This is a genomic window from Bacillus paramobilis (assembly GCF_038096195.1).
GTDB lineage: Bacteria > Bacillota > Bacilli > Bacillales > Bacillaceae_G > Bacillus_A > Bacillus_A mobilis.
This window is the reverse complement of sequence record NZ_CP151108.1, coordinates 307,466-321,864: the sequence shown is the minus strand read 5'-3', so window position 1 is coordinate 321,864 and position 14,399 is coordinate 307,466. Positions and strand designations below refer to the sequence as shown.

Sequence of the window (14,399 nt, the reverse complement as noted above, 5' to 3'; positions counted from 1 at the left end):
CTCCTCATGGTTTCATTAACAAAGCTGCTTGCAGGATTGCTTCCCCATTACAAAGCCCGTAATGGACGGACTGAATGACATCAACAGGTATCCCTTTCCCTTTACATAACTCTTTCATCTTCGGTAATAAATAACGTACTTGCGGTCCAAGTAAAAGTACATCAGCTTCATCTATATGACTATTTACTTCAGAACCTGATACTGCCCAAATCTTTACCTCTATCCCTCTTGCCTCTGCTGCTTTCTCCATTTTCGTAACAATTAAACTGGAAGACATTCCCGCTGCACAGCAAAGTAAAATATTCATCCCTTTTCCCTCCCCCTTTTTCCAAACCTAAGTTACGGCGCATCCTTGCCACCACTAGGTTACAAATATATATGTCTAGATTGCCTGCTGTATGCCGAGCTTAAAAACAAAAATTTCTCGGTTTTCACGCTATTCTATCTATCATTATTCTCCTAGTAAAGAGGACTCTAACTCGCTATAATAATTCAGTATGATTTTTTTAATTGATAGGAGGATATATTTATGAAGGCATATCGCTTTCCGCTTATTTTATTATCTTCTATCCTAATTGGTGGTTTCATTGGTTATTTCATGGGTGCCGATGCAGTTGCTCTAAAGCCGCTTGGTGACATTTTCTTAAACTTAATGTTTACGATTGTTGTACCTTTAGTGTTCTTTAGCATCGCGTCATCTATTGCTAATATGGATGGATTAAAACGTTTCGGTAAAATTATGTCTAGTATGGCTGGAACTTTCTTATTTACAAGTATTTTAGCTGCTATTTTTATGATTATTGTCGTGAAAGTATTCCCGCCAGCACAAGGTGTCGTATTAGAACTAACGCAGCCTGATAAAGCTGAAAAAGCAGTTAGTGTTGCAGATCAAATTGTTGGTATTATAACAGTATCTGATTTCTCGAAGTTACTATCTCGCGAAAATATGTTAGCTCTTATTTTCTTCTCTATTTTAATGGGGGTTGCAACTTCAGCAGTTGGTGAAAAAGGAAAACCATTCGCTACATTCTTACAAGCTGGTGCAGAAATTTCAATGAAAGTTGTATCTTTCATTATGTACTACGCTCCAATCGGACTTGCTGCTTACTTCGCAGCATTAGTTGGTGAATTCGGACCACAACTTCTTGGAACTTACTTCCGAGCAGCAATGGTATACTACCCAGCGTCTCTCATTTACTTCTTTGTATTCTTCACGTTCTATGCATACCTTGCAGGTCGCAAACAAGGTGTACAAGTATTTTGGAAGAACATGGTCTCTCCTACCGTTACATCACTTGCAACTTGTAGTAGTGCTGCTAGTATTCCAGCGAACTTGGAAGCAACGAAGAAAATGGGTATCTCTTCTGACGTTCGTGAAACAGTTGTCCTTCTTGGATCTACACTTCATAAAGACGGCTCTGTTCTAGGCGGCGTATTAAAAATTGCTTTCTTATTCGGTATTTTCAACATGGAATTCGAAGGACCGAAAACATTAGCAATCGCACTTGTTGTTTCTCTATTAGTAGGAACAGTAATGGGTGCTATTCCAGGCGGCGGTATGATTGGTGAAATGTTAATCGTTTCTCTATACGGCTTCCCGCCAGAAGCATTGCCAATTATCGCAGCAATTAGTACAATCATTGATCCTCCTGCAACGATGTTAAACGTAACAGCAGATAACGCTTGTGCCGTAATGACAGCTCGCCTTGTAGAAGGTAAGAACTGGATCAAAAACAAATTTGCTTAATAAATAGAAAGAGGATGCTCCTAACGAGCATCCTCTTTTTTTTGTTGTTAATCCATTCCGCCACAAATTTGTTATAATCTTCACAAATATTCCACACTCATTATCCATTCTCCGTACTATAATCATGTATGGAAAAGGAGATGGACCTAATGACTCAAAGCGCACCAGAATTTAAAGTTTTGCAAAGCATTGCATTCCTTGCTGTCGTTTTGCAAAGTTCCTTATTATATACAATGAACCAAGGAAATGTCTTACTTGAGCAATCCCTCATTATGGGCATGCTATTCAACCTTGCAAAATTTTCAGCACCTGCATTCATATTTATCGTCGGCTTTCACTTAATTCGGCAATATACGAAGCAACTAGCCTACACAGAATATATTTATGAAAAAGCTGCACATTTACTCATTCCTTATTTCTTCTGGTCTATTCTTTACTTATTAACAACAAACGATATGATTACACTACAAAGTGGAATAAAAAGTTTATTACTCGGAACAGCCGCACCCCATCTTTGGTACGTGATTATGATGTTCCAAATTCATTTATTGTTTCCTTTGCTGTGCACACTATTTTATTGGTTTCAAAAACGAACAGAAAATAAAAAAGACATATATAAATATATGACCATCTTTGCTTCTCTATATTTTCTCTTAATGTGGTATTCTTCTCACTACATTTTTAATGGAGAGAAATTGACTAGCTCAACCATTTTACATTATACAGATCGTTCCTTCTTCTTCTACTCGTTCTATTTCGTCATGGGAGGAATCGCTGCTGTCGCACTAAAAACGTGGCGTACATTTGTCATGAAACATATCCCGCTTATCACAATATTATTTTTCATCTTATTTTTATTCATCAACTATGAGTTATTTAGTTTTTACGGAGCAAACTCTATTCATTTAACCGTTTCGACTTATTTAAAACCGTCTATGTTTTTATATATTGTATGCGAAATTATCATACTTTACGTTCTGTCTATTACAATCGTACAGCGACGCGGTTTCTTGTATAAAGCTTTACGATTTATCGGGAATTACACATATGGTGCTTATTTAGCTCACTTTTTCTTCTTACAACTATGTACAAAATTTCTTTCTTTATTTACACTGCAAGAAAACACAATATTATATAGCTTATTATTATTTACAATAACGGCCACAATCTCGATTTCAGCAATGGTTATTTGCAGTACACTACCACTTCATACGTGGATTACAGGGCCTTCTCCTACAACAAATGTGAAATGGGCGAAGGTTGTACTTCGGAAAGATCACGAAAAGGTATTCAAACCATATCTTTGATATAATAGAATTCCATACAAGAAAAGAAAGTAGGACGCACCTATGATTAATCAAATTGGACAAATTATGTTATATGTAAATAATCAAGATGAAGCGGTACAATTTTGGACTGAGACAGTAGGATTCCAAATTATTGCGGAAGAAAATAACGGACAAGGGTTTCGCTGGATTGAAATTGCACCAACGAAAGAATCAGGCACAAGCATCGTCCTTCACGATAAAGCGTTAATTGCGAAGATGCAACCTGAATTAAATTTAAATACACCTTCACTTATGTTCTTCTCTAATAACTTAGATCAATTGTATAAAGATCTTTCTGAGAAAAACGTTACCGTTGGACAAGTTGTAGATTTACCTACAGGTAGAGCATTCAACTTTGCTGATAATGAAAACAATTACTTTGCGGTAATGGAAAAGAAATAAGAAAAAGCTATCCGGAAAAATCGGATAGCTTTTTTTCATTTTAAGAAACTTGTTCTGCATTCGTTTCCCTATGTTGTATATGACTCGTGATCCAAGCAATTCCGCCAGCAACAACGAGATAGCATAACAATATTAAAATTTGTATTTGTAATTGTGACCAATCCCCTAAAGAAATCACATCTTGTAGCCCTCTAAGAGAATGGGACATTGGGAGAAATTCTCCAATTTTGCTAAGAACAGCTATATTTAATTCTCCTGGGAAAGTCCCCCCGCTCGTCGCTAATTGCAAGACGAGAAGCGTTACCGCTAAGAATTTTCCAACAAGACCAAATACCGTTACTAACATAAGAATAAACGTCATGAACGTAAAGGAAATAACGATACTTGATAAAACAAAGAGTGGCACACTTGCAACTTCTAATTTCATAACTCCTAGCACAACCACATCCACAAGTAATGCTTGAATAAGTCCAATTACATATACCAGTCCTAGTTTATTAATAAAATGTACCGTTCCGCTTACCTTCATATTTTGTCTACGGCCAAGAGGTAAAATATTTGATGCCATAATTCCACCAACATAAAATGCAAGTGATAAGAAATATGGTGCAATACCTGAACCGTAATTAGGCACATCAGAAACTGTCGACTTCACTAATTGAACCGGCTCTGAGAACATCGTATTGCGTGCATCATCATTGCGAACGGCCGCTATCTTCTCTGCGCCCTCTCCCAATTTCGTAGAAAGTTCTTCCGCGCCCTCGTCAAGTTTAACAAGTCCGTTCGTTAACTGATCAGCACCATGATTTAGCTCTGTTCCGCCACTCGCAAGGTGATTTACACCTTCTTGCAGGGATGTAAATCCATTTCCCCACTTCGTAAATCCATCTGCTAAATTCGAAGCACCATCTGCTATCTTTTTCGTTCCAGCAGTAGCTTCATTTAACTTAACTCCGAATGTATTCATACCTTCTTCAATCTTATGCTGACCATCCGCAAGCTTCTTCGCACCTTGCGTCAATTGTTGTTGGCCACCATTTAAAGCGTTTGTTGCTTTAGCTAATCCATTAGAAGTAGCAACGATTTTTTGAAAAGCAGGATCTTGCTGCACTTCTGGATGACTTTTCACGTACTCTTCTAATTGTTGTTTTACACTATTTGCTGCATTGTCCGCTTTCACTTGCCCTTCAGCAAGTTTCTCACTTCCGTTCACCCATTCATTTGTACCAGCACTTAATTCACTAACTCCTGATTGTAATGTTTTTTCACCTTGCGCTAATAACTCCATACCACTATGAAGTGATGTCGCTCCTTTACTCAGCTCGTTTGCTCCCCCAGTTAAGGCTGATTGGCTAGACGCAAGCTTGTCACTTCCCTCTTTCACTTTTGATGTCCCGTCACTTAAACGATGAATACCACCTGCAAGCTCATTTGCTCCATTTCTTGCATCTACCGTTCCTTCATGTAACTTCTCCGCACCATTACTTGCATCACCCAATCCTTGTGCTAAGTCTTGAAACTTTGAAAAGACACCTTCTGTATAAGATTTCGTAATACTATTTGAGATTTTTGTTTTCATATTTTCCACAGCTGTCGTTCCAATTTGAGCTGCTACAAAGTTTTTACCTGGATTTACTTTGTACTGCAATTGTGCCGGCTCTGGTTTCTCATCCATAAGCGTACTTACCTTTTTAGAGAAATCCTCTGGAATCGTAACAACCATATAATACTTATCTTCTTTTAACCCTTCATCAGCATTTTTTGCTGATACGAAATGAAAAGCTAATTCCTTGTTCTCTTTTAAATTTTTAACAAAATCGTCTCCTGCATGAATTGTTTTCTCATCCATTGCAGCACCCTTATCTAAATTCACAACCGCAACCGGTAATTTATCTAACCGTCCATATGGATCCCAATATCCAGCTAAAAAGAATCCTGAATAAATTAAAGGAACGATTAACAAAAAAATTAAAGCGATACGCCCATGTTTATGGTGCCACATCGCTTTCCAATCTTTAAATATAAGTTGAATTCCTTTCATGAAACATACTCCTTCTCCTAATTTAACACCATTAGAATGGTTTAACAGATTTACTATACACGTCACTTTCCATACTGTATAATACATCTTTAATTATCAATTCATTCCTTTTGGTCTATAGAAAGGAGAGTCAAAATGGAACTTCTTCAATTAAAATACTTTCAGACAGTCGCACGATTAGAACATATGACAAAAGCCGCGGAAGAATTGCATATCGCGCAACCTTCGCTCAGCAAAACAATTGCTAGATTAGAAAAGGACTTAGGCGTCCCATTATTTGATCGTCAAGGTCGGCAGATTACATTAAACTCTTTTGGAAAAGTATTTTTAAAACGAGTAGAGCGCATTTTTCATGAATTAAGTGAAGGCGAACGAGAAATTAAAGATTTAGCTGAATTACAACAAAGCTCTATTACACTGGCAGTTTCTATCCCGAGAATATTACCAGAACTACTCGGTTCTTTTTTACTAGAACATCCTAACGTTCGATTCCAACAGTTTCTCGCATCTACTCCTTCTATGAAACGACAACTAGATAATATAGAAATCGACTTTTGCATTTCTTCTGTGCCAATCGAAGGCGAGGAGATTATTTGGGAACCACTTATTACAGAAGAAATTTTCTTAGTCGTCCCTTCAGGTCATCGTTTATCAGGACGTGAAAGTATCTATCTACATGAAGTAAAAGACGAACCGTTTATTAGTATGAACACTGGTTATGGATTTCGGCACTTAACAGATGAATTTTGTAAAGAAGCTGGCTTCACTCCACATATCGCTTTTGAAGTAGATGAACCAACCGTGATTAGCGACCTTATTAAGCAAGGCCTCGGCATCGCTTTTGTCCCAAGTTTAACTTTATTAAAAAACTCTACTTTAGCACTAAATAAGTTACGTATTATTGAACCAAATTGCGAGCGAACTATCGGCTTAAGTTGGTCGAAGAAACGCTACTTATCGAAAACTGCTCAGCAATTTCGTAAATTTGTGATTCATTACTTCTCCAATATTAGGACGTAAAATTATATCAACAAATAAAAGGTGCCATCCTCATATGGTGGCACCTTCTATTATTCACTCTTCTCTAATTCCATTTCAGCTAACAGTGGTAGTACGTTATCGAAAATATGCGTATTATTATTTTCGCCTGTTACGTATCCACCGTAATATCTACTAAATACGTTATCATTTCGGAATGTCGACATATGATCATACAATTCCTTCGCAAACTTCGTATCGCCTGTTTGTAGTATGTACAAAATCGTTAATCCGTAAGCGGCTGGCGATTCATACTTCACAGTTTGTTTTCCCGTTTCTAAATTGTAACGACCATATAACTTTCCATCCTCCTGGAATTTCTTCTTTATAAATTCCAAATAAGCATCTGATGAAAGGCCACCTAAACTTCGATGATACGCAACGTATGATTGGTCAATAAGATTCACTTCTTTATCGTACGTAAATGTACCATCTTCTTTATACTCTTTTGGGAATGCCCAGCCATGCCTTGGATAATCCGCTAAAAATTGAACGACGTCCTGATATTGCTGAGCAGAGACTTTTCCATACTTCTTCATATACGAGAATGCGTGCGGATTTAAGTATGATGTAGTTGCAAAATTATTTTGTTTCCCTGCATCTGCATCATAATAATCAACGTAATAATTATCTTTCTTATTATAACGAACTACAGCATCACTCAATTGATCTGCCAAGTTTTTATAACGCTCTTCCTTATACATTTCATAAGCACGATATAATTGTTCTATAATACGAAGATCATCTATAAGTGCATTTGTAGCTGACTGCATTTCTCCCTTTTCAGAGATTTTCCATATAACAATGTGATCCTTATGTACAAAGCTATTTTGAATAACCTTAACTTGTTCATCGAATAACGCTTGATCGTCTTTATCCAATGTATATTGTAGCCATAGTCCTGCTGATTCCGATAAAGCTTCACGACCTTTCGCTTCACCCGTACCTGCCTTTGTATCCGCTAAACGATATGTGGCAAGCGTCCCATTTTCATTCACCATATGTCTTAAAATAAAATGTTCTGTACGGTTTCCTTGTATAGCTGACCAAAATACAATGCCGCCTAAAGCGATTAAGAGAATAACTCCAACCCCTATATATAAACGTTTCCGCAATCTTTTCACCTCCTTATTCAGGCTAACCTTAATTTTAACAGAACATACGTCAATTAAAAAAAGACAATCTATTAGATTGTCTCCCTCACTTTATCCCTCGTAAGCCTCTTTAGAAGGTCTATATAGCGATTCCACGAGGCGATCATATTCACGACGCGTAATCTCTTTATTATACAGCTTCAATAATAAATCTCTATGCTCTTTTGAAAATGCCATCTTTTTAATGACTTCAGGATACATAAAACATCCTCTCCATTTCACATAAACTTCTTCAACTCGAAAACAGAACTTATGTTCGCATAAAAGATTATAAAATATTCCTTACTAAAAAACAAACAAAATATTATCAAATATTAACTTCTTTCTATTTAGAATATTCAAACATTATATTACCATATCCACTTTTTAAATACATATATATTTTTGGTAGTTTTTTTGAATAAATCTTCCAATTCAATCAGAAAATAATGGCAAAAAAGAAGAGGAGTTTACATATGGATACGGTAACACTAGCAAGAGCATTTTTTGGTTCTTCATTAGCATTCCACATTATCTTTGCAACACTTGGTGTCGGGCTTTCATTAATGATTTTTATAAGTGAAATACTCTATCACTGGAAGAAAGATTCCGATTACGCCATTATGGCGAAAAGGTGGACGAAGGCGTTTGCCATCCTTCTCGGTGTAGCAATTCCAACTGGAACAATTGTTGGTGTGCAAATCTCACTTCTTTGGCCTGGTTTTGCCAAAATTGTTGGGCAGGTTATTTCTGTTCCCTTTCAAATTGAGATTTTCGCCTTCTTTTTAGAGGCTTTGTTCATGTCCATTTATGTATATGCAGCTGACAAACTACCTCCATTTATGAGATTAATCTCGCTATTCTTCGTCATGATTGGTGCCACGGCATCTGCCGTGCTTATTACATCAGCAAATACATGGATGAATACACCCGCAGGCTTTTCAATGGGACCAGATGGATCCGTTTTTAACGTTGATCCGTGGAAAGCTTTCTTTAATCCGAGTTTTGGCACAAGCGCATTCCACGTTGTGATTACAGCCTACGCAACTGGAGCAGCTGTCATTGCCTCTATCGCTGGATTTAAATTATTAAAGAAGAATTTAAGTAAACGTGAAGTGGCATATCATAAAAAGGGACTACTGTTAGGACTCGTCGTGACATTTATTACAGGTGCTACGATGTGGCTTTCGGGACACGAATCAGCGATTGCCTTACATAAGCACTCCCCTGAAAAACTTGCATCTGCCGAAGCTTTATTTGAAACGACATCACATGCACCGTTATCAATTGGTGGAGTTGTAGATCCTAACACACTTGAGCTAAACTATGCACTAGAAATTCCGAACATGCTTAGCCTACTAGTGGGACTCGACCCTAGCACGGTCGTAAAAGGACTCAAGGAATTCCCACAAGAAACATGGCCACCATTTTATACACATACACTATTCAACTTAATGGTCGGCACCGCTGCCTTTACTTTTGCAGTTGCGGCAATCGCCCTCTTATATTGGTACTTTGTTTACCGAAAAAAAGGAACAGAATTACCGAAGTGGCTTCTTTGGGGAGCTGCCGCATGTGGACCAATTATGATGCTCGGTATTGAATTCGGGTGGATTTTCAGCTGTAGTGGTCGTCAACCTTGGACCATTTATGGTATGCAACGGACAGTCGATGCTTCTACACGCGCTGATTTTGTCGGCCCTTTATTTATTCTATTCATCATTTTATATATTGGACTCGGTATTTTAACAGTTTTTGTACTACGGACATTCTTTAAGAAACATCCGCTTACAAATGATTTACATCACGAAGGAGGCGATTCTCGTGCATGAGGAAAGTATTGCAATCATCATCTTATGGGCTCTTATTTTCGTATACAGTATATTAGGGTCCATCGATTTTGGAGCAGGTTTTTGGGGCATGGTATACGCAAAACATCCCACTCTCGCTGCCAAGCTTGCCAATCGATACTTATCACCAACCTGGGAAGTAACAAATACATTTCTCGTCTTTGTCGTTGTCGCTTTTCTCGGTTTCTTTCCGAAAGCTGCTTTCACCCTTGCGACAGTGATGTTCGTGCCAGTTATGTTAATTTTAATACTCATTGCAATTCGTAGTACATTCATGGTATTTGCCTACTCTCTGCCGAAATATCAATTCCTCCTTCGGGTGATTTCAGGTATTACCGGGCTCTTAATTCCAGCCTTATTAATTACTGTTTTACCCGTTACAGAGGGGGCTTATATTACAATGTCTGAAGGAAAAGAAGTACTTCTTTATGGAAAACTTCTTTCTAGCCCGGTTATCTACTGCTATATGCTCTTCGGACTAACTTCGGAACTATTTCTCTCCTCTCTCTTTCTTGCTGATTTTGCGAGAGAGCAAGGTTCAGAAGATTCGTATAGAATTTACAGAAGAAACGCCATCATCCTTGGTCCTGCAACACTCGTTACGGCGATTATCGCTCTCGTTGTAATGGATCCGGAAACACACTGGCTTATGCAAGGACTCATAAAGCAATTCCCATGGTTTACAGTTTCTATCGTTTTATTCGTTATCGGGTACTCTTCTCTTTGGTGGACAAACAAGAAGTATGGCACACTAGGATACCCTCGTATTGCTGTTTTAGCAGTCGTCGCTCAATATGCATTTGCAAGTTACGCTTACGGTGTCGCGCATTTACCTTATATTATTTATCCTGATGTAACTGTATTTACAAGCTTTACAACGACAGAAACATTCTATGCATTGCTTATTCTATACGCAATTGGAATCGCAATTTTACTACCAGGATTTATTTTCTTCTGGAATTTATTCTTGAAGGATCGAACTTTTTTGAAGGAAAAATAATATAGTGGGGAGTCTGTTCCAAAAGGCATTTTGGGATGGGCTCCTTTTGTCATGTTTTGTCGATAAATCGATATATTTTAAAAATCGCTGATATATTTTGCGTTGCGCCGATATATTTCAAGAATCGCTGATATATTTTACGTTGCGCCGATATATCTCCATAATCACCCATATAAATTTCATTTACTATCTTATCGCCCCAATAATTTATAGACCCCTCTCACAATAGTTATTTCTCTATTAGTGACACTTGTCCTTTAGCTTGAAAAACACATATTCGCTTTAATCCATTATACGTCTAGTTCTTCTTATTTTTTGCTGAATATACTATCAATACAAACTTGAGACAAGCTACATTTGTTCAAGGGAAAATAGAAAGGTAGGCAAAATATGAGCATTGAAATATGGATTACTATTATTGTATTCTTCTTAACGATGGTTGTTATCTTTTGGCGACCCCGTGGTTTAAATGAGGCGTGGCCGGCAGCAATTGGCGCTGGCATTATCTTGATTACTGGACTCGTATCAAGACCCGACGTCATGGACATTATTAGTAAAATTGGCGGTGCCTCCATAACAATATTAGCGACCATCGTTATGGCGGTTATATTAGAAAGCTTCGGCTTCTTCCACTGGTCCGCAGCAAAACTTGCGAATTTAGCAAAAGGCTCCGGTCGCCGTTTATACTGGTATATTCAATTATTATGTTTTCTTATGACTCTTTTATTCAATAACGACGGTAGTATTTTAATTACAACACCAATCCTAATTTTACTACTGAGAAACCTTAAATTAAAACCGCATCAACAAATCCCTTATTTATTAAGCGGTGCTTTAATCGCTACTGCATCTAGTGCACCAATTGGTGTAAGTAATATCGTAAACTTAATCGCATTAAATATCGTGAATATGACTCTTTATATGCATACTGCTATGATGTTTGTACCTGCAACATTAGGACTATTGTTTATGTCATGGCTTATGTATACAGTGTTAAAGAAAAAACTACCAAAAAAATTACCTGTTTCTTCATACGATATCGAAGAAATATTCTTCACGAAAAACTTCCATCCATTAAAAGGAAAAAATTCGGTTGATACGAAACAAAAACGGACAAGATTCATGCTAAAAGTATTAGGCTTCGTCTTCCTTATGCGCTGTCTTCTATTCGTTGCATCCTTCTTATCCATCCCAATTGAAATTGTTGCCGTACTCGGTTCACTCGTTCTTCTCATCTGGAGATGGTACTACTTACGAACGAACCCTGTCGACATTTTGAAAAAGACACCGTGGCACATTTTAATTTTCGCTTTCTCTATGTACGTCATTATTTACGGGCTTCATAACGCAGGGTTAACAGCGGCGCTTGTAAATTGGCTTGAACCAATTGTAAGTCAACATCTACTCTATGCCAGCTTTGCAATGGGCGGACTCGTCTCCCTCCTCTCTAACGTCTTCAATAACCATCCTGCACTTATGATTGGTACAATCACATTAACAGAAATGGGACTAGACCCAGTCACATTAAAAACTATCTATCTCGCAAACATTATTGGTAGTGACATCGGTTCACTATTATTACCAATCGGTACGCTAGCTTCCCTCATTTGGATGTATATCCTGAAACAAAACAAAATTAAAGTAAAATGGAAAGACTATTTAAGTGTATCCCTTATCGTTATTCCTCTCACAACAGTCGTCACATTATTCCTCTTATACTACTGGGTACACCTCTTCTTCACGCTATAAACGACAGAAGCCCGCTTTGCTACCGTCTTAGCAAAGCGGGCTTCTTCTATATTTAAGTTAGGTACTACAGTGTGATCAATCAAGTAAAGAGGTGTAACGTATTATTGGTATAAATGACTACCAGTGTCTTTAAATTCTTTCGCTTTCTCTTTCATCCCTTTTTCAATTGCTTCTGTCGTTTCTAAATCATTTTCTTTTGCGTATTCACGAATATCATGTGAAATTCTCATACTACAAAACTTCGGTCCACACATGGAGCAGAAATGAGCTGTTTTCGCGCCTTCTGCTGGTAATGTTTCATCGTGATATTCCATCGCACGTTCAGGATCTAAAGATAAATAAAATTGATCGCGCCAACGGAATTCAAAGCGAGCTTTTGAAAGTGCATCATCACGCTGATGAGCCGTTTTGTGCCCTTTCGCAAGATCAGCCGCATGCGCAGCGATTTTGTACGTAATAACTCCCTCACGAACATCATCTTTATTCGGTAAACCTAAATGTTCTTTCGGCGTTACATAACAAAGCATCGCCGTTCCAAACCAGCCAATCATCGCTGCTCCAATTGCTGAGGTAATATGGTCATAACCTGGTGCAATATCGGTCGTTAGCGGCCCAAGAGTATAGAACGGCGCGCCCTGACAAATATCAAGTTCTTTCTCCATATTCTCTTTAATTAAGTGCATCGGCACATGCCCAGGTCCTTCAATCATCACTTGCACATCATGTTTCCAAGCAATCTTCGTTAATTCACCAAGTGTTTCAAGCTCAGAGAATTGTGCTTCGTCATTTGCATCTGCAATCGAACCTGGACGTAATCCATCTCCAAGAGAGAACGAAACGTCGTACTGCTTCATAATTTCACAAATTTCTTCAAAATGAGTGTATAAGAAGTTTTCTTTATGATGGAATAAACACCACTGTGCCATAATTGAACCACCACGTGAAACGATACCTGTCGTACGCTTTGCTGTAATCGGAATGTAACGAAGTAATACACCAGCGTGAATCGTAAAGTAATCAACACCTTGCTCCGCTTGCTCAATTAACGTATCACGATACACTTCCCACGTTAAATCTTCTGCAATTCCGTTTACTTTTTCCAGCGCTTGATAGATCGGTACAGTTCCAACTGGTACAGGCGCGTTACGAATAATCCACTCACGCGTCGTATGAATATTTTTACCTGTAGATAAATCCATAATCGTATCTGCACCCCAGCGTGTTGCCCACGTCATCTTCTCTACTTCTTCTGCGATAGAAGAAGATACAGCAGAGTTTCCAATATTTGCATTAACCTTCACGTGGAAATTACGTCCGATAATCATTGGCTCTACTTCCGGATGGTTAATATTCGCTGGTAAAATGGCACGGCCTTCCGCGATTTCCTTACGAACAAACTCAGGCTCTACTCCTTCACGAATCGCAACATATTCCATCTCAGACGTAATGATCCCATTGCGCGCATAATGCATTTGCGTAACGTTTGCCCCTTGCTTCGCTCTAAGCGGCTGGCGATCCATTTGCGGAAAAACAGGTGTATGTTTCGAAGCCACTTTCACACCGTCATCCTCTGGTTTCACTTCGCGCCCTTCGTATGCTTCTACATCTCCGCGCTCTATAATCCAAGAGTGGCGCGGCGCCTGCAACCCCTTTTCCAGCTCCACCTTATACGCAGGATCTGTATAAGGACCGCTCGTATCGTATACACGAATTGGCGGATTCGGAATGCCGTTCGTTTCACTTTGTTCAATCTCGCGCATCGGCACTTTCATACCCGCGCGTGGTCCATCCACATACACTTTCTTACTTCCTGGTAAACTCGATTTCAATTCAATTTGCTCAGCTGAAACAGACTGTTTCATAACCTTTGTTGCCCCCCCTGTACGTGACAAGGACGAGATATGGCCAGCGTATGCCAAAATAAAAAGAGCCAGGTCCATAAAAAAATAAGGACCTGGCTCATAAAGACATCATTATGTAAAGCCGTTAACTTCCCTACGCTGGTACGAGCCAGATCAGGTCCAAAGGGTTAAGAAGTTCACACGCTTCTCTCTCAGCCTACGCATACGTTAGGCACCCCTAGTTTATCACTGATTTAATTTTCAATACTT

General features: G+C 38.5%; 12 protein-coding genes and 1 riboswitch. Of the genes, 7 read left to right on the top strand and 5 right to left on the bottom strand.

Annotation, left to right across the window (positions count from 1 at the left end; genetic code table 11):
• Window positions 1–4: 4 nt before the first annotated feature.
• The gene (locus AABL52_RS01500) at window positions 5–307 is read right to left on the bottom strand and encodes a PTS sugar transporter subunit IIB (RefSeq protein WP_001023540.1); all 303 of its coding nucleotides are present in this window, start codon (window positions 305–307) and stop codon (window positions 5–7) included.
• A gap of 222 nt (window positions 308–529) precedes the next feature.
• Between AABL52_RS01500 and AABL52_RS01495 the strand changes: the two genes are divergently transcribed.
• From AABL52_RS01495 to AABL52_RS01485, 3 genes are all read left to right on the top strand, one after another.
• The gene (locus tag AABL52_RS01495; RefSeq protein WP_000649366.1) at window positions 530–1,747 is read left to right on the top strand and encodes a dicarboxylate/amino acid:cation symporter; all 1,218 of its coding nucleotides are present in this window, start codon (window positions 530–532) and stop codon (window positions 1,745–1,747) included.
• Between the two features lie 149 nt (window positions 1,748–1,896).
• Entirely contained in the window at window positions 1,897–3,054 is a 1,158-nt protein-coding gene (locus AABL52_RS01490) for an acyltransferase (RefSeq protein ID WP_341518801.1), read from the top strand.
• Window positions 3,055–3,096: 42 nt separating this feature from the next.
• Window positions 3,097–3,477, top strand: coding sequence for a VOC family protein (locus AABL52_RS01485; protein ID WP_016085551.1), 381 nt, complete (start codon window positions 3,097–3,099; stop codon window positions 3,475–3,477).
• 40 nt (window positions 3,478–3,517) lie between these two features.
• On the opposite strand, the gene AABL52_RS01480 is transcribed toward AABL52_RS01485, so the two are convergent.
• Window positions 3,518–5,518: a YhgE/Pip domain-containing protein gene (locus AABL52_RS01480; protein ID WP_341518800.1), complete on the bottom strand. Its 2,001-nt coding sequence runs from the start codon at window positions 5,516–5,518 to the stop codon at window positions 3,518–3,520.
• Window positions 5,519–5,653: 135 nt separating this feature from the next.
• On the opposite strand from AABL52_RS01480, the gene AABL52_RS01475 reads away from it, so the two are divergent.
• A complete protein-coding gene (locus AABL52_RS01475; RefSeq protein ID WP_016085549.1) occupies window positions 5,654–6,538 on the top strand; it encodes a LysR family transcriptional regulator in 885 nt (294 codons plus the stop codon).
• A 50-nt stretch (window positions 6,539–6,588) separates the two neighbouring features.
• Here AABL52_RS01475 and AABL52_RS01470 read toward each other — a convergent pair whose 3' ends face one another.
• Both AABL52_RS01470 and AABL52_RS01465 read right to left on the bottom strand, forming a co-directional pair.
• On the bottom strand, window positions 6,589–7,671 hold the full coding sequence (locus tag AABL52_RS01470; RefSeq protein WP_341518799.1) for a transcriptional regulator: 1,083 nt from the start codon (window positions 7,669–7,671) through the stop codon (window positions 6,589–6,591).
• 90 nt (window positions 7,672–7,761) lie between these two features.
• Window positions 7,762–7,911, bottom strand: a complete 150-nt coding sequence (locus AABL52_RS01465; RefSeq protein ID WP_000283175.1) for a hypothetical protein — start codon at window positions 7,909–7,911, stop codon at window positions 7,762–7,764.
• A gap of 254 nt (window positions 7,912–8,165) precedes the next feature.
• On the opposite strand from AABL52_RS01465, the gene cydA reads away from it, so the two are divergent.
• From cydA to AABL52_RS01450, 3 genes are all read left to right on the top strand, one after another.
• The gene (gene cydA / locus AABL52_RS01460; RefSeq protein WP_340421475.1) at window positions 8,166–9,521 is read left to right on the top strand and encodes a cytochrome ubiquinol oxidase subunit I; all 1,356 of its coding nucleotides are present in this window, start codon (window positions 8,166–8,168) and stop codon (window positions 9,519–9,521) included.
• Window positions 9,514–10,539, top strand: coding sequence for a cytochrome d ubiquinol oxidase subunit II (locus tag AABL52_RS01455; RefSeq protein WP_000544166.1), 1,026 nt, complete (start codon window positions 9,514–9,516; stop codon window positions 10,537–10,539). The genes cydA and AABL52_RS01455 overlap by 8 nt, the downstream gene beginning before the upstream one ends.
• A 390-nt stretch (window positions 10,540–10,929) precedes the next feature.
• Window positions 10,930–12,288, top strand: coding sequence for an arsenic transporter (locus AABL52_RS01450; protein WP_340421474.1), 1,359 nt, complete (start codon window positions 10,930–10,932; stop codon window positions 12,286–12,288).
• A gap of 101 nt (window positions 12,289–12,389) precedes the next feature.
• Here AABL52_RS01450 and thiC read toward each other — a convergent pair whose 3' ends face one another.
• Window positions 12,390–14,150 carry a phosphomethylpyrimidine synthase ThiC gene (gene thiC, locus AABL52_RS01445; RefSeq protein ID WP_341518798.1) on the bottom strand — a complete coding sequence of 587 codons (1,761 nt, stop codon included), beginning with the start codon at window positions 14,148–14,150 and terminating at the stop codon, window positions 12,390–12,392.
• A gap of 113 nt (window positions 14,151–14,263) precedes the next feature.
• Window positions 14,264–14,379, bottom strand: a riboswitch (TPP riboswitch).
• Between the last annotated feature and the right edge of the window lie 20 nt (window positions 14,380–14,399).